16 protein-coding genes are annotated in these 15,937 nt (G+C 70.4%); 8 read left to right on the plus strand and 8 right to left on the minus strand.

The features are described 5' to 3' along the window. Positions 1-575 (plus strand): TerC family protein (locus ACWDVW_RS19810; RefSeq protein ID WP_449950887.1); only part of this gene is annotated, 575 nt, incomplete at its 5' end. A gap of 84 nt (positions 576-659) precedes the next feature. Here the strand turns inward: ACWDVW_RS19810 and ACWDVW_RS19815 are convergent. The 4 genes from ACWDVW_RS19815 to ACWDVW_RS19830 all read right to left on the minus strand — a co-directional run bounded on the left by ACWDVW_RS19815 (position 660) and on the right by ACWDVW_RS19830 (position 3,780). Next, entirely contained in the window at positions 660-1,454 is a 795-nt protein-coding gene (locus tag ACWDVW_RS19815; RefSeq protein ID WP_449950890.1) for an ABC transporter permease, read from the minus strand. Then, positions 1,451-2,335, minus strand: a complete 885-nt coding sequence (locus tag ACWDVW_RS19820) for an ABC transporter ATP-binding protein (RefSeq protein WP_449950892.1) — start codon at positions 2,333-2,335, stop codon at positions 1,451-1,453. Before ACWDVW_RS19820 ends, ACWDVW_RS19815 begins: the two co-directional genes overlap by 4 nt. Further along, complete coding sequence (locus ACWDVW_RS19825) at positions 2,332-3,198, minus strand: DUF4097 family beta strand repeat-containing protein (protein ID WP_449950894.1); 867 nt, start codon at positions 3,196-3,198, stop codon at positions 2,332-2,334. The genes ACWDVW_RS19820 and ACWDVW_RS19825 overlap by 4 nt, the downstream gene beginning before the upstream one ends. A gap of 75 nt (positions 3,199-3,273) precedes the next feature. Then, positions 3,274-3,780: a toxin-antitoxin system HicB family antitoxin gene (locus ACWDVW_RS19830; protein WP_449950897.1), complete on the minus strand. Its 507-nt coding sequence runs from the start codon at positions 3,778-3,780 to the stop codon at positions 3,274-3,276. A gap of 157 nt (positions 3,781-3,937) precedes the next feature. On the opposite strand from ACWDVW_RS19830, the gene ACWDVW_RS19835 reads away from it, so the two are divergent. Together ACWDVW_RS19835 and ACWDVW_RS19840 are read left to right on the plus strand one after the other, a co-directional pair. Next, positions 3,938-6,058: an acyltransferase family protein gene (locus ACWDVW_RS19835; RefSeq protein ID WP_449950900.1), complete on the plus strand. Its 2,121-nt coding sequence runs from the start codon at positions 3,938-3,940 to the stop codon at positions 6,056-6,058. Positions 6,059-6,615: 557 nt separating this feature from the next. Beyond that, positions 6,616-7,821, plus strand: a complete 1,206-nt coding sequence (locus ACWDVW_RS19840; protein WP_449950903.1) for an acyltransferase family protein — start codon at positions 6,616-6,618, stop codon at positions 7,819-7,821. Positions 7,822-7,842: 21 nt separating this feature from the next. Here the strand turns inward: ACWDVW_RS19840 and ACWDVW_RS19845 are convergent, their stop codons facing one another. Continuing rightward, complete coding sequence (locus tag ACWDVW_RS19845; RefSeq protein ID WP_449950905.1) at positions 7,843-8,799, minus strand: NAD-dependent epimerase/dehydratase family protein; 957 nt, start codon at positions 8,797-8,799, stop codon at positions 7,843-7,845. A 110-nt stretch (positions 8,800-8,909) separates the two neighbouring features. On the opposite strand from ACWDVW_RS19845, the gene ACWDVW_RS19850 reads away from it, so the two are divergent. Both ACWDVW_RS19850 and ACWDVW_RS19855 read left to right on the plus strand, forming a co-directional pair. Then, positions 8,910-9,602, plus strand: a complete 693-nt coding sequence (locus tag ACWDVW_RS19850; protein WP_449950908.1) for a TetR/AcrR family transcriptional regulator — start codon at positions 8,910-8,912, stop codon at positions 9,600-9,602. 104 nt (positions 9,603-9,706) lie between these two features. After that, positions 9,707-11,329, plus strand: a complete 1,623-nt coding sequence (locus ACWDVW_RS19855; RefSeq protein WP_449950911.1) for a hypothetical protein — start codon at positions 9,707-9,709, stop codon at positions 11,327-11,329. Between the two features lie 93 nt (positions 11,330-11,422). Here ACWDVW_RS19855 and ACWDVW_RS19860 read toward each other — a convergent pair whose 3' ends face one another. After that, complete coding sequence (locus tag ACWDVW_RS19860) at positions 11,423-12,589, minus strand: M14 family zinc carboxypeptidase (RefSeq protein ID WP_449950914.1); 1,167 nt, start codon at positions 12,587-12,589, stop codon at positions 11,423-11,425. A gap of 361 nt (positions 12,590-12,950) precedes the next feature. Between ACWDVW_RS19860 and ACWDVW_RS19865 the strand changes: the two genes are divergently transcribed. Then, entirely contained in the window at positions 12,951-13,580 is a 630-nt protein-coding gene (locus tag ACWDVW_RS19865) for a nucleotidyltransferase family protein (protein WP_449950917.1), read from the plus strand. A gap of 20 nt (positions 13,581-13,600) precedes the next feature. Here the strand turns inward: ACWDVW_RS19865 and map are convergent, their stop codons facing one another. Next, positions 13,601-14,368, minus strand: a complete 768-nt coding sequence (map, locus tag ACWDVW_RS19870; RefSeq protein WP_449950919.1) for a type I methionyl aminopeptidase — start codon at positions 14,366-14,368, stop codon at positions 13,601-13,603. An 82-nt stretch (positions 14,369-14,450) separates the two neighbouring features. On the opposite strand from map, the gene ACWDVW_RS19875 reads away from it, so the two are divergent. Together ACWDVW_RS19875 and ACWDVW_RS19880 are read left to right on the plus strand one after the other, a co-directional pair. Beyond that, positions 14,451-14,723 carry a helix-turn-helix domain-containing protein gene (locus ACWDVW_RS19875; RefSeq protein ID WP_449950922.1) on the plus strand — a complete coding sequence of 91 codons (273 nt, stop codon included), beginning with the start codon at positions 14,451-14,453 and terminating at the stop codon, positions 14,721-14,723. Positions 14,724-14,803: 80 nt separating this feature from the next. Continuing rightward, positions 14,804-15,436: a TOPRIM nucleotidyl transferase/hydrolase domain-containing protein gene (locus tag ACWDVW_RS19880; RefSeq protein WP_449950924.1), complete on the plus strand. Its 633-nt coding sequence runs from the start codon at positions 14,804-14,806 to the stop codon at positions 15,434-15,436. Here the strand turns inward: ACWDVW_RS19880 and ACWDVW_RS19885 are convergent. Continuing rightward, entirely contained in the window at positions 15,388-15,906 is a 519-nt protein-coding gene (locus tag ACWDVW_RS19885; protein ID WP_449950927.1) for a hypothetical protein, read from the minus strand. The two genes, ACWDVW_RS19880 and ACWDVW_RS19885, sit on opposite strands and share 49 nt — an antisense overlap. Between the last annotated feature and the right edge of the window lie 31 nt (positions 15,907-15,937).

The raw sequence follows: 15,937 nt of genomic DNA on the forward strand, positions 1-15,937 counted from the left end.
CGTTGATCCTGTTGTTCACCGCCGCGAAGTTGCTGCGTGACGCGTTCACCGGGCACGAGCAGTCGGTGGACATCGGCAACATGCGTTCGGTGCGGCTGCTGCGCCGGTTCATGCCGGTGGTGCAGGAGTACCACGGCACCAAGATGATCGTCCGGGTGAACGGCCGTCGGGCGTTGACGCCGTTGGCGCTGGTGGTGGTGGCGGTGTTCGCCGCCGATGCGGTCTTCGCGGTGGACTCGGTGCCGGCGGTGTACGGCATCACCGAGGACCCGTATCTCGTCTTCGCCACCAACGCCTTCGCGCTGCTGGGCCTGCGGGCGCTCTACTTCGTGCTGCACGCCGCGCTGAGCCGGCTGGTCCACCTCAGCTACGGCCTGGCGATCATCCTGGCGTTCATCGGCGTGAAGCTCGGCCTGCACTGGGCGCATGGTGTCTGGGAAGGTGTCCCGGAGATCCCGACTCTGGCGTCGTTGCTGGTCATCATCGGTGTGCTGACGGTCGTGACGATCACCAGCCTGCGTGCCACCCGCAACGTGGTGCCGGGCTCCAAGGAGGTCGTCACCGAACGCCGGTGAGCCTGCCGCCTCGGCTCCGTCCACCACGACCGGAACGCATGCCCGGACGGCATGCGTTCCGATTCCCCGGGTGACCCGGTCGGGTCAGCGGACGGACTTGCGCACGTAGAGGGTGCGGGCCCAGGCGTAGCCGACGACGATCATGACGGCGCACCAGGCGAGGGCCAGCCAGACGTGCCGACCCGGGTCCGCCCCGGCGAGCAGCGCACGAGTGGTCTCGATGAAGGCCGTGAACGGCTGCCAGTCGGCGAACCACCGCACTCCGGCCGGCATCGAGTCGGTGGGGACGAAGCCGCTGCCGAGGAAGGGCAGCAGGGTGAAGACCATCGGAGTGTTGCTCGCGGTCTCCACCGTGCTCGCGCTCATCCCCATGGCGACGGCCACCCAGGAGACCGCGAAACAGACCAGGCCGAGGAACGCGGTGAGGACGAGCCAGTCCAGGGGACCGGCGGCCGGACGCAGACCCATCAGCACGGCGACGCCGAGGACCACGGCGAGGCAGAGGACGCCCTGCACGGTGTTGCCGAGCACGTGTCCGGTGAGTACGGCGGCGCGCGAGATCGCCATGGACCGGAACCGGGCGACGATGCCTTCGGTCATGTCCTGGGCGATGCCGATGGAGGCCCCGGAGGCGATGCCGGCGACCCCGATGAGCAGGATGCCGGGTACGACGTAGGCGAGGTAGGTCCGGGTCGCGCCGCCGGTCCCGCCGGCCGGGAGGCCGGCGCCGAGGGTGTTGCCGAGGACGTAGACGAACAACAGCAGCAGGACGACCGGGATGCCGATGACGAACCCGGTGAGCCCGGGATAGCGGATCATGTGCAGCAGGTTGCGGTGAAGCATGGTCACCGCGTCGGCGACGGTGGTCCTGGTGCTCATCGGTGCTCCCTGGTCGAGGTGGCCGGAGTCGTGGTGAGTGCGAAGAACACGTCGTCGAGGCTGGGGGCGCGCACGCTGACGTTCGCGGAGTGGACGTCGTCGATGTCGGCCAGAGCCCGGCGGAGACCGTCGGCAGTGCCGTCGGTGGGGATCTCGTGGACGACCTTGCCGTCCGGGCCGTGCACCACGAGGACCTCGGTGCCGACGCGGGACTTGAGCTCGGCCGGGGAGCCCTCGCCGACCATCCGGCCGCCGTGCAGGACGGCGACCCGATCGGCGACCCGGTCGGCCTCTTCGAGGTACTGGGTGGTGAGCAGGATGGTCACCCCGTCGGCGAGCAGTTCCCGGACGATCTCCCACATGGTCTGTCGGCTGCGCGGGTCGAGCCCGGTCGTCGGCTCGTCGAGGAAGATCACCTTTGGGCTGCCGACCAGGGTCATCGCCAGGTCCAGCCGTCGCTTCATGCCTCCGGAGTAGGTGTGCAGAGGCTTCCGGGCGGCCTCGACGAGATCGAACCGGGCCAGCAACTCGTCCACGCGACGGCGGCCGGCGCGAGCGCCCAGGTGCCGCAGTCTCGCCATCAGCCGGAGGTTCTCCTCCCCGGTCAGCAGCCCGTCCACGGCGGCGAACTGGCCGGTCAGCCCGATCGCCGCGCGTACGCCGTCGGGGTCGCGTGCCAGGTCATGTCCGGCGACGGTGACCGTCCCGGCGTCCGGGGCGACGAGGGTCGAGAGGATGTGCACGGTGGTGGTCTTGCCGGCGCCGTTCGGACCCAGCAGGGCGAACACGGTGCCGGCCTCGACGGTGAGGTCGATGCCGTCCAGGACGGTCCGGTCGCCGTAGGTCTTACGGAGCCCGACGGCGGTGATGGCGCTGCTCATGCGGTGGCCTCCCGTTCCGGTAAGTCGGTGGCGCGGCGGATGACGACGTCGGCGTAGTCGGCACGCAGGCGCAACTCCACGTGGCGTCCGGTGTTCGCGGCGTCGGCGTCAGGGGTGAGTTCGTTGCGTACGCGGCCGTGCGCGGAGAAGGCGTCGATCCAGGCGGCCAGCCCGGCCGGTACGCCGACCTCCACGTCCGCGTGTCCGTTCTCGATCCGGATGCTTCCGCCGCTCACCTCGCGGATCCGGACCGGGCCGTGGGCACTGCGCGCGGTCACGTCGCCGAGGGCACGGCCGATGGTCAGCGCACCGGAGGTGGCCACGGTGACCGATCCGCCGGTGGTGCCGAGCTCGATCGGGCCGTGCGAGCCGCGCAGCCGGACCTCGCCCCCGACTCGCCGGACGTTCACCAGTCCGTGGCCGACCGTGCCGTCGAGCCGGCCGGTGACCTGGGCGACGTCGATGGTGCCGTGCGGGGATTCGAGCACGAGGTCGTCGACGGTGTCGGCGTTGACGTTGCCGTACTTCGCGACGACGCGGGAGTCGCCGAACCTGCCGCGCAGGTTCACCGATCCGTAGGCGTTCTCGATCGCCACCCGTGATCCGGTGGGCAACTCGCACCGGACGTCCACCGAGTCGCTCTGGCCGAAGAGGTTGAGCCGGCGCGGCACGGTGATCCGGAGCCGGCCACCGTCGAACGAGACCGTGGCGTCCCGGGCCAGCGAGACGTCGCCGGACCGGCCGGGCCGGCTGGGTACGACCTCGACGGTGACGTCGTCGCGGTCCGAGGCGATCAGTTCGACCAGACCGACGCCGAGTGTGGCGTCCAGGTCGATCGGACCGGTGGTGTCGTAGGTGGGCATGGTGCTACCTCCACAGGGCGCGCCGGATCGGTCCCGCCGGCGGCGGGACGACAGGAAGAGTGGGTGCGGCGGGGCTTAGCGGGCCCAACCGGTGAAGCGTGAGCCGCCTCGCGTGTCGCGTTTCGCGGCACGGCGGGTCTTCGGTTCGAGCGCGGTGCCGATCGCCCGGACGAGCCAGGAGTTGACCGAGAGCCCTTCCTCGGCCGCGGCCTGCTCGACGCGGGCCTTCAGCCGGTCGGGCAGTCGGAGCGTGGTGCGGGACGTGACGGTGTCGTCGAGCGGCTCCGGTGTGGGAGCGGGCGGATCCTCCGGGACGGGGGTGTGCTCCTCCGCCGAGCCGGTCGGAGGAGTGACGACCAGGTGCGGATCGCGACCCCGGAACACCACGTCGACCGAGCCCGGTGCGATCTCCCTGGTGATCTCGCTCGCCGCGTCGCTGAGCACTTCGAGCACCATCAACCGGGTCGCGGCGTCGAGCGTGAGACTGAGCCGTTCGGCAACGGCTCGTGTCTCGGGATCGCCGGCCTCCGCCGTGGCCGCGAGCTGTGCGCGCAGCTCCGTGACGTATCGCTCCAGGTTCATGACACCACCATAGCGCCAGAGTGGTGTCAAGCCAAGCCTAATTGACACCACATGACACCACGCGACACCACCGGTGGGGGAGCGTGGGGTTGGGGGTGGCTGAAAACGGTCAAAAGCCTCATTGTTGCCTCTATGCTCCGCCCCGAGAGGGGTGGAGATGACACGGACAGGGGAACGAGCCGGGACGATCCTGACGGGCCGGTTCCGCGATGACGTCGAAGGGCTGCGCGGTCTCGCGCTCGTGCTGGTGCTGGTCGGGCATGCCGGCGTGGCAGCGCTGCCGGGATTCTTCGTCGCCGTCGACGTCTTCTTCGTGATCTCCGGCTTCCTGATCACCGGTCTGCTCGTCGACGAGATGCGCCGGACCGGCCGGATCTCCATCACCGCGTTCTACGTCCGGCGCGCCAAGCGACTGTTGCCCGCCGCCAGCGTCGTCGTCGTGGCGAGCATGCTGCTCACGTACCTCTTCCTGCCGCCGATCCGGTGGTCCGAGACCGCCCGGGATGCCCTGGCCAGCGCGGTCTATGCGATGAACTGGCGGCTGGTCGAGCAGTCGACCGACTACCTGCGGTCGGAGGAGGCGCCGAGCATCCTCCAGCACTTCTGGTCGCTCGCCGTCGAGGAGCAGTTCTATCTGGTCTGGCCGCTGCTCCTGCTGACCGCCGTGGCGCTCGGTCGCCGCCGGGCGCAGTCGGTCGAGGCGCGATCGCCGGTGGACGTCCGTGGTCGGCACCGCCGACGGTTCTTCGTCGACCGGACGTCCGCGCCGGTGCTCGTCGCGATCGCCCTGGTCGGCGTACCGTCGCTGGCCTGGTCGGTGCACCTGAGCCAGACCGAGCCCGCGCGGGCGTACCTCGTCACCACCACCCGGATGTGGGAACTGGCGTTGGGCGGTGCGCTGGCGATCCTGAGCGGCCACCTCTCCCGGCTGCCCCGACCGGCCGCGGTCACGCTCGGCTGGGCCGGCATGGCCATGATCGCCGTCGGCGCGATGCTGATCGGGCCGGATGCGGCCTATCCGGGACACCTCGCGCTGCTGCCCACCCTCGGCGCGGTGGCGATCATCGCGGCCGGTCCCGGGGCCGGGCGGTACGGGCCCGCGCTGCTGCTGGAGAGGCGGTCGATGCGGGCGGTCGGGGTCGTCTCGTACTCCTGGTATCTCTGGCACTGGCCGTTGCTGGTCGTCGCCGAGGCGCGCTGGGGCCCGTTGGGGCCCGGCGCCGGCCTGGCGATGATCCTCTGCTCTGCGGTCCCGGCGGTGCTGACCCACTACCTGGTGGAGAACCCTTTCCGGTACGCGCAGTTCTCCCCGGCCCGCACCCTGCGGATGGGACTGGTCGCCACCAGCCTGACCGTCCTGGCCGGTGTCGGCCTGAGCCTCGCGGTGCGGCCACCGGCCGCACCGGGCCCCACGCAGCTCGCCGGTGCCGGTCCGGCGTCGCCCGGCGGCGATCCGGCGCTGGTGGACCGCTTCGCCCGGATCACGCCCGACCCGCTCGACGCCCGCGACGACCTGTCCGACGTCTACCGCGACGACTGCATCACGCAGGCGCAGGAGTCGAGTCTGCGCACCTGCGTCTACGGCGACCGTGACTCGCCGGTGGAGGTCGCGCTGGCCGGCGACTCGCACGCGGCGCACTGGGTGCCGGCGTTGCAGCAGGTCGCGACGGAACGTGGCTGGCGGCTGGTCACCTACATCAAGACCGCCTGTTCGTTCATGACCGCCCCGACGGTCGTCGGCGGACGGGTCGACGAGAGCTGTACGGAATGGAACCGCGAACTGCGGAGGGCGCTCACCGGCGAGCGACGACCCCGGCTGCTGATCGCCTCCAGCGTGACCCAGATCCCGCTGGTGAATGGCGCTACTCCGGCGCCCGGGCCGTCGACGGCCGACGCGCAGGCGGAGGCGCTCGCCCGGACCTGGTCCGAGTTGACCGGGGCGGGGGTGCCGCTGGTGGTCATCCGAGCCACTCCGGCGTTCCGGGTGGACATCGCCGAGTGCGTCTCCGCCAACCGGGAACGACTCAGCGCCTGCGCCCAGCCGCGCCAGCCCGCGCTCGTCTGGGGCGTACCGCAGGAGCGGGCGGCGGCCACCGTGGCGCAGGTGCATCTGGCCGACCTCAACGACGCGATCTGTCCGGGCGAGCGCTGTCCTGCGGTGATCGACGGGGTGCTCGTCTATCGGGACGCGCACCATCTGACCGCCACGTACGCGCGCCGTCTCGCGCCCCGACTTGACGACTTCCTGCTCCGACACACCGCGCGGCACCTGTCGTGAGGCGGTACAGCGGATTCAGCCTTCCGGGTTACTTGGGGTATTTCGACCAACTTGTCCGTATCGGCGGTGTGATGCTGGCCCACGTACGAGAAGTCGAACGTCGCGGGCGGTCCTGAACCTGGTCGGCACCCGACCGGGTGCAACAGGACGACCCTCCGATCTCGCCGTCTCCTCGTGGACCCGAGGAGACGACACGAGCCGGCCGATTCCGGACAGCATCCGGGTACGTGTCGCAGAGGTCGCCACGCCGCGTTCGGGCTCCGCCCAGAGGTGACCCGCGCCTGCGCCGGTTCATCGGCCCGGGTCGGTGCACTGTGGACGGTGGTCGACGGTCTGCTCGGACATCTGCCCAGCGGCGGTCGTGGTGCGAGTCGGCCACGGCCGCCGCTGGCGGCCGTTCTGGGGTCTGCTGCCCGCCCGGCCAGGCCGTGCAGAGTGGACAAATCACCAAAACCGGGATGAAAGCCGTGAAGATGCTGATACTGCATGTGTCACACGCGGCGGTCGGCACGACGACTCGACCTCCGTCCGGATCTGATCCGCAAAGGAGTCGTCACGTGCAGGCGTGGTTCAACGAAGGGCGCTCGCCGACGCTGCAGGACAGATACTCGGCCCGGCACAACGCGTTCGGCGCGCTGCGTCTGGCGATGGCGTGCGGCGTGATCATCGCCCACTCCGGGCCGATCGGGTTCGGGGTGGGAAACCTCGGTACGGGCCTCTTCGCGGGGCAGAGCGACATCGGCACGATGTCCCTCTACGGCTTCTTCCTGATCTCCGGGTTCCTCATCACCGACAGCGCGCTGCGCTCGTCCCTGCCGCAGTACATCCGCGCCCGCGTGCTGCGGGTGTTTCCCGGCCTGTGGGTCTGCCTGCTGGTCACGGCCTTCGTCATCGCGCCGCTGGTGGCGATCTACGAGAACGGCAGCCTCGACGGCTTCTGGGGACATCCGGAGGGCCCGTTCGACTACGTCACCACGAACGTCCTCGCGTCGATGGAGCAGTTCCCGATCTCCGGCCTGCTCGCCGACACCCCGTACGGGCGGCTCGGCGGAGGTCCGAGCGCGTTCGACGGCTCGCTCTGGACCCTCCGGTACGACCTGGCGTTCTACGGCGTGGTGGCCCTGCTGATGATGACCGCGGTGCTGCGTCGGTCGCCGCGTGCCGTCCTGCTGTTGACGGTCGTCTGCTACGCGCTGGTCCTGTGGGACTTCCTGAACGGACCGACCATCACCGCACGTCCGCCGCAGCACGGCGCGATCGGCCCGTTCCCGCTGATCGGTGCCTTCGCCGCCGACTGGACGCTGATGCTCGGCTTCCTCTTCCTGCTCGGTACGGCCGCACGTCTCTATGCACACCGCATCCCGGTCAACGGCGTGTGGGCCGCAGTGGCCGGTGTCGTGCTGACCGGCTCGCTGCTCAAGGGCGGCTTCTTCGCCGTCGGCCTGCCGGCCTTCGCCTACGTGGTGCTCTACGCCGCGGTGGCGCTGCCGAAGCAACTGTCCAGGATCAGCCGACGGCACGACTACACCTACGGCCTCTACATCTACGGCTTCCCGGTGCAGCAGGTCATCGCCCTGGTCGGCGGCGCCGAGTTCGGGATGTTCGGCTACACCGTGCTGAGCCTGCTGGGCACCCTGGCGTTCGCCGTACCCTCCTGGCACCTGGTGGAACGTCCCGCCCTGCGATTCAAGACCGAGAGCGTGCGGGCGCGTAGCCGGGTCGACCGCGACGCGGAGACCCGACAGACCATGCCGGTCTCCTGAACCTCCGGTGTGGTGTCGTCGTCAGGCAGCGGCGAGGGGGGCAGCGGCACTCTTGCTCGGTGCGTCGCGCAGCAACGCGATCGCCTCGCGCAGCGCCTCGTCGATCGGCTGGGGACGCAGGCCGAACGCGGTGGTGGCGGCCGAGGAGTCCATCACGAACGGCCGCGCGAACTGGTATGCCGTGGTCTGGAACTCGCGGAGCATGGGAACGAACAGGCCGGCGGCCCGGAAGACCGGTGCGGGAGCGCTGGTGAGCTTCGGCGCGGGCACGCCGGCCAGCTCGGTGAAACGGGTGGCGAGCTGCCGGATCGTCTTCGGCGCCGCACTCGGCACGTGCCAGGGACGGTTCCAGGCCCGCTCGTCGGTGGCGGCGGTGACCAGCATGGCCGCCACGTCGTTGATCGAGGTCCAGGTGTGCGGCACGTCGAGTGGGGCGGGGACGATGGCACGGCGTCCGGCGAGCAGCGGCTGACCGAGGAAGAAGGTCAGGATCGACTGCGCCTGGAGGTAGTCGCTGGCGCGTACCTCGGTGACCGCGCGGAGGCGACCGGAACGCTGGGCGGCGAGGGCGTCGCGCCACATGTCGGCGCGCATCCGCAGCTTGGGGTGCGTGGCGGCGAGCGGGGTCTGCTCGGTCATCGGCCCGCTGACCTCGCCGTACCCGTAGAGGCAGCCGGCGATCACGAGTGGCGCGCCGGACCGCTCGGCGGCGGTGAGCAGTGCGGTGGCCATCGGCGGCCAGTCGGTGAGCCAGCGGTGGTAGGCGGGATTGAGGCAGTTGTAGACGGCGGTCGCGCCCTGCGCCAGCTCGCTGAGCCGGTCGGCGTCGGTGGCGTCGGCGGCGATCCGCTCGATGCGGGCGTGGATCGGGCCCCGCCCGGAGCGGCTGACGATCCGGACCTGCTCACCACGCGTGGCGAGCAGTCGCGCGGTGGTCGAGCCGACCATGCCGGCGCCGACGATCAGGTGAACGGCCATCGAAGTCTCCCCTCGGTTGAGAGCAGTGCTCTCTGTTGAGACCAATGCTCAGGCATGAGGGCACCCTTCGTCAAGAGCAGTGCTCTCGAATGTGTGCGACAATCTCCGGTATGCCTGCCGCCGCCATCCGGGCCAGGGCCCGAGCCGAGATGATCAACGAGATCAAGACGATCGCCCGCCGCCACCTCGCCGCGGAGGGGGCGAACCTGTCGCTGCGTGCCGTCGCCCGGGACATGGGGATGGTCTCCTCGGCGATCTACCGCTACTTCCCGAGCCGGGACGAGCTGCTCACCGCGCTGATCCTGGACGGCTACCAGGCTCTCGGTGACGCGGCCGAGGCGGCCGACGCCGAGGTCACCGCCCGCACCGACCTGCGCGGCCGGTGGCTCGCCGTGTCTCACGCGGTACGCCGCTGGGCGCTGGCCCACCCGGCCGAGTACGCCCTGCTGTTCGGTAGTCCGGTGCCCGGGTACGCCGCGCCGCAGGAGACCACCGTGGCGGCGTCCCGGACCCCGACCACCCTGATCCGGATCCTGCTCGACGGCTTCACCACCGGCGTACTGGCCGATCCCGGGGCGGACGAGCTGCCCGGTCCGGTGCACGCCGATCTCGCCGTCGTGCGGGATCACCTCTTCGCCGGACTACCCGAGACCCTGCTGGCCCGGGGCTCCGTCGGCTGGATCCACTGCTTCGGTGCCGTCAGCTTCGAACTCTTCGGCCAGCTCGACGGCCTGATCACCGCGCGGGACGAGTACTTCGACCACCAGATGCGCCGGATGGCCGACCTGATCGGCCTACCCTGACGCGACTGTGGACGGGACGGTGCGGGCGGCGGATGTCATCTAGCATCAGCTTTCCCGCCGTTGTCGTACTGCGGGATCGGCTTCCACTCACGGGAGTTCCTGGATTGTTCTCATCTCGCATCGGGGCCGCCTCCGGCCCCGGATCGTCCTCGCGTGCCCGCGTCCTGGCCCGGGCCGCCGTCGCGTCGGCACTGGTGCCGGCGCTGCTGCTCGGTGCCGGCGCGCCTGCGGTCGCGGCGACCAACACGCTGACCGTCACCACGCTGGACCGCAACGGCAAGAAGGTCACCGTCACCACGACCGTGGTCAACCTCGCCACCAACGAGCGCCGTTCGGTCAAGTCCAACAAGGCCAAGAAACTGCCGAAGGGCACCTACGCGGTGCTCGCCGCGATCAGCACCGGGGACACCTCGACCCTCGGCGCCCGCACGGTCAAGGTCTCCGGCGCCAGTAAGACCACGGTGGACGCCCGCAAGGGCAAGCGGGTCTCGCTCGGCCTCAGTCCGGCGATCGACACGGCCGGGCGGGAGATCCTGACCAACGGGCAGATCTGCACCCGCTCCGCGTCCGCGACCTACTCGGTCGACGGGTGGGACCCCGGCGGCGGGCTGTACGTCGTCCCGAACTCCTCGAAACGGCTGGCCTTCGCCGCGATGCGGTCCTGGGTCGACCACACCGGTGCGTCCCCCCACTACGCGGTCATGTACACCACGACCAGTGTCCCGAGCACCCCGACGCGGACCTTCAAGCAGTCCTCGCTCGCCACGGTAAACGTGGAGACCCGACGCGGCCCGTCGGCGGCGAACTACAGCAGCCTGGGGGTGCAGCCGATCGACCGTTCCTGCGGCAGCGACATGTACGCCGGCCTGGTCAGCACCGATCAGCCGTACCGGACGAAGGTCCGCCTCTCGGCCGGCAAGTGGGACGTCGGGGTACACGCCTACACCGAAGCCAAGGACGGATCGGCACCGGTCGTCGGGCACTACTTCGCCCCCCGTACGGTCAGCGCGGGCAAGTCGTACACCCTGCGGTTCTTCCGGTCCGCCTGGGGACCGTCGACCTGGCTGCCGCAGCTCACCAACGGCTGGCTGTCGTACTCGCTGAACGACATGTTCGCAGACCCCGGCTTCCCCCGCCGCAGCGTCGAGGGCGGCGACAAGGCGACCGCGACCCTGAAGTTCGGTGGCAAGACGGTAAAGACCAAGAAGGACAGGGGCTGGGAGCCGTACTTCACCAGCCTTGAGTACAAGGTCAAGAAGAGTGGTTGGTACACGCTCACCAACGACGCGAGCCGGTACTACCCGGAGATCACCTTCCCGGCCGGGATGCTGTCGCCGAAGACCAGCGTTACGTACCGGTTCAAGGCGAAGCCGAACAGCTCGGTGACCGCGCCCGTCTACGCGCTGACCATGCTGCCCAACGGGCTCGACCTGCACAACCGGGCCAAGGCCGGCGGCAGCACGAACGTGCAGTTGAAGCTGAGCCGCCCCAAGGCCGGCCCGGACGCCAAGCTGGGCAAGAACCCGAAGGTGAAGACGGTCACCGCCAAGGCGTCCTTCGACGGCGGCAAGACCTGGCGCTCAGTGTCGGTCAAGAAGATCGACGGCGTGTGGACCGCCCAGGTGGGCAACCCGACGTCCGGCGCGGTCTCGCTGCGGGCGCGGGTCACCGACACCGTCGGCGGCTACACCGACGTGACGATCATCCGGGCGTACGCGATCGGCTGATCCGGCCACCGTCACGATGACGACGGGCCCCCTTCCCGCCCGGGAAGGGGGCCCGCTCGGTGACCGGATGCGCCCGGTCACCTGTGGTGCTGCCTACCAGTACTTCGGCAGCTCGTAGAAGTCGTCGCCGTTCAGGTTGTCGACCGACCGGTCCGCCATCCGCTCGGCGATGCCGACGATGCCGGCCTCGACGGCCTTGGTGAGCTGACCCTTCTGCTTCTGACCCCAGGCGTGGGACTGGCCGCGTACCTCGAACAGGACGCTCGCGCTGCCGTTGAGGGCGAACGCCGACCGGGCCTGCCCGGCATAGTCACGGTCGAAGCTGTAGCCGTCCGCGACCTGGTAGTGGACGTACTGGCTGACCCCACCGAAGAACGGCGAGCCGGTGCCGGAGCCGTTGCCCGCGTGCTGCATCATGCCGAGCGCGGCGGCCAGCGTGTGCCGGCGGGAGGCGTCCTGGTCGAGCAGCGGCCAGTCGGCGTACCTCGGGTTGCCGGCGGCCTCCGAGCCGAGCGGCGGGAAGTCCAGCGCCACCGTGACGTACTGGTCGGTCCCGATGTTCTCGTTGCACGGGCCCATGTGGTGCAGGTCCACGTAGGCGTGGACCTTGCCGAACTCGTCGCGCAGGTTGACGTAGAGGTCACGCAGTGCCCGGGACTCGTTGGTCAGGTACATGCCGGGCAGCGTCTCGTTGGACGGCCGCGTCGCGGGCGAGGGCTCGGCGGTCAGGTCCGCGCTGAAGTCCCGGTTGACGTCGAAGCCCCGGGCACCGTTGCTGTAGTAGTACGGAGCGTTGGTGCCGGCCAACTGCGGGAACTTCTCGACCACCTCGTTCCACGGGAAGTCGTTCTGCCGACGGTTCAGCTCCGCACCGTCGGGGTTGAACTTCGGAACGGCGACGATGGTCAGGTTGTCCCGGATCAACTTGGCCTGCGGGCTCCCGCTGGACCCGAGGGTCTTGAGCATCTGCAGCAGTGCCTCGGTGCCGGTCTTCTCGTTGCCGTGGATCTCGCTCGTGATCAGCAGTACGCGGTCACCGGTGCCGACGCGGGCGGTGTAGATGTCCCGGCCCCGGTGGGACTGGCCGATGACGTCCACGGCGACCCGGCCGTGGCTGGTCGCCTCGATCTGAGCGAGCTGCTTGCCGAGCTGTGCGTAGTCGGTCCACCCGGAGGCGGATCGGTTGCCGGGCAGATTGCCGCAGTTCGCGTTCACGTTCTCCGCCGACGAGGACGGCGCGAACAGGGTTACGGCACACATTGTTGCGACAGTTGTCGACACCAAAAGGCGACGGTGCATCAGACCTCCTACATCTGTATGAATTCGGCTGCGCGGTGCGTCGATCCGATCGTTTTCCGGGCGGCTCCCACCTCGATTTCACTGTCCTCTGCGGCCACGTTTCGCCTGCTGGCAGGCGTTCGGTGGCGTGAATCCGTCGATCGGATGAGGCAAAACTAAAGGCGTTGGTTAATGTGCATCGGTGTCGGCCAGCGTGTTTGAGGAAACTTTGAGGTTCGCGTGGTCGATCGAGCTGCGGCGGCTGTCGCCGGCACTATTCAAAATCGGTCCACCCCGCAATGGTGGCGCTGAGTTCTCGGCTGCCCGGTGTTAACGTCCAGGGGTGGATTCGACACGTGCCAGGTCCGGCTCGCCGGTCGCCGGGCTGGTGCTCGCGGCCGGCGCGGGCCGCCGCTACGGGCGACCCAAGGCGCTGGTGGAGGTGCACGGCCGGCTGCTCGTGGAACGTGCGGTGGCCACCCTGGCGGCCGGTGGCTGTGATCCGGTGACCGTGGTGCTCGGTGCCGACGCGGAGCTGGTCGCCGTCCGCGCCGATCTGGCCGGAGCGACGGTGGTCGTCAACCCGGAGTGGGCCGGCGGGATGGGGTCGTCCCTGCGTGCCGGTCTCGCCGCGCTGGCGCCGACCCCGGCGGTGGCCGCGCTGGTGCTCCTGGTCGACATGCCGGGCATCACCCCCGAGGCGGTACGCCGGCTCGTCGGTCTCGCCGCCCCGCAGGTGCTCGCGATGGCGGGGTACCAGACCGGGCGCGGTCACCCGGTCCTGCTCGGCCGGGCGCACTGGGCGGGTGTCGCCGCGTCGGCCGTCGGTGACGTGGGTGCCCGTCCCTATCTGCGCGAACGTGCCGAGCAGATCCGGGTCGTACCGGTCGCCGACGTGGCCGACGGCGGTGACATCGACACCGAGGCCGACCGGGCCAGATTCCTCGCCGCCGGGGAGGCGGCGAGCGCCTGACGTGCCTGTGGGTGCCGGTCTCAGCGGGCGGTGAGGATCACCGGCCCGTCCTCGGTGATCGCGATGGTGTGCTCCCAGTGCGCGGCCCGGCTGCCGTCGGCGGACCGGAGCGTCCAGCCGTCCCGGTCCACCCGGTACCTGTCGTTCCCACCGGCGATGAACATCGGTTCGAGCGCGAGGACCAGCCCCGGCCTGAGCCGCAGGCCCCGGCCGGGCTTGCCCTCGTTGGGCACGAACGGGTCCTCGTGCATGGCGCGGCCGATCCCATGGCCGCCGTGGTTCTCCATCAGACCGAATCCCCGCGCCCGGCCGACGGTGCCGATGGCGTGGGCGATGTCGCCCATCCGGGCACCGGGCGTGGCGGCGGCGATGCCGGCGTGCAGGGCGCGTCGGGTCTCGTCCACCAGCGTCTGGTCGTCCGGGTCGGCGGCGCCGACGATGAAGGTCACCGCCGAGTCGCCGTGCAGCCCGTCGATGTACGCGCCGCAGTCGACGCTCAGCACGTCCCCCTCGGCGAGCCGGTACGACGTGGGGATGCCGTGCACCACCGCGTCGTTGACCGAGGTGCAGATGACCGCCGGGAAGGGGCTGGGTGCCGACCGGGGGTGGTAGTGCAGGAACGAGGGCTTCGCGCCGGCCTCGCTGATCACCGTGGCGGCGATCTCGTCCAACTCCCGCAGGGACGTGCCGACCGTGGCCGCCGTCTGGGTCGCGGCGAGCGCCGTCGCCACCACCCGCCCTGCCTCGCGCATCACGGCGATCTCGCCCGGCGTCTTCAACTCGACCATCTCTACCTCTTCGTCGTTCGTGCTGGCGGGGGCGGTGTGCTCCCCGGCCCTGGTATTTTAATACCAGGATTACTATAGGCCCATGGTGCGTACCCCGATGACCGAGGACGAGCGGGCGCGTGGGCTGGTGCTGGGGCGACTGCTCCAACAGGCGCGCGGCGGTCGGAGTGCCGCCGCCGTGGCCCTCCAGGCCGGTATCTCGCTGGACACGCTGCGCAAGATCGAACGCGGGGCGATCGCCTCGCCCGCGTACTTCACCGTCGCCGCCCTGGCCCGGGTGCTCGGGCTCTCGCTGGACGACCTGGCGACCCGGCTCGCCGAGCCGTCTCCGGCCACCGGGCAACTCGCCTCCTGACCGGGCGGTCCGGGCGGTAACTCGCTGGGCCGCTCCGGCGCAGGTCGGCATGATGGTGCGGACGGCCGGGAGGTGAAGGGGTGCGGATCCCGATCGACGCCCTGGGTGACGCCCGCGCCGTGCTCCTGGTCGAGGGGGCCAGCGACCAGGCGGCGGTGCAGGCGCTCGCCCTGCGGCGCGGCCGGGACCTGGCCGCCGAGGGCGTACGGGTGCTGCCGATGGGTGGCATCACCAACATCGGGCAGCACCTGGTCATGCTCGGCCCGCAGGGGCGCGGCCTACGGCTGGCCGGCCTCTACGACGTGGCCGAGGAGGGCTTCGTCCAGCGCGGACTCGACCGGGCCGGCATCGCCACCGCCGCCTCCACCGCCCAGATCGCCGAACTCGGGTTCCACGTCTGCGTACGGGATCTGGAGGACGAGTTGATCCGGGCCGTCGGCACCGACGGGGTGCAGGAGTTCCTGGACGCCGTCGGGGACCTGCGGTCCTTCCGGCTGTTCCAGCGACAGCCGGCGCAGCAGGGACGGGAGTTGACCGCCCAGTTGCACCGGTTCGTCGGCACCCGGTCCGGCCGCAAGGAGGCGTACGCCCGGCTCATGGTGCAGGCGCTCGACCTGGACCGGATGCCACGCCCGCTGGACGCGGTGCTCGACTCGGTCTCCGCTCACCACCTGGGCAGCATCGAGCCGGACAACCGGCCGCCGGGCCGGTAGGCCACGCACATCACGTCCCGATCACCGGCCGCCCAGGTCTCCTCGGTCGGCAGGACCGGATAGAAGCGCAGGTCCCGGGCCTGCCCGTCGGGCCAGGTGCGGGTGAACAGGTCCCGGCAGGCACCCCAGGCGAACTCGCCCAACGCGGCCGGCGCCCAGTCCGCGTCGTCGTCGGCGTGCACGAACCCGTACGTCTGGTTGTCTGCCGTCAGCGCGCACGGCCGGTAACGGACGACCGCCCCGCCGGCCTCCGGCAGGTGCACCGGGTCGTCGAAGCACTCGCCACCCTCGATGTCGAGGACGCCCGGCGTCTGCGCGCTGATGAAGTGTTCGTCCTTGACCACCACGGCGGCCGGGGCGGAACTGCCGACCAGGGCCCCGAGCAGGACCGCAGTGCAGAGCAGGGCACCGCCGGCCCGCAGTCGACGGCCGGTGCGGTCGGGGTGGGGGGCGGTGTGTTGATCGGTCATAACGCCGCCGAGCGTACGAAGACGACCTGAA

The sequence above is a fragment of the Micromonospora sp. NPDC003241 genome, assembly GCF_053589795.1.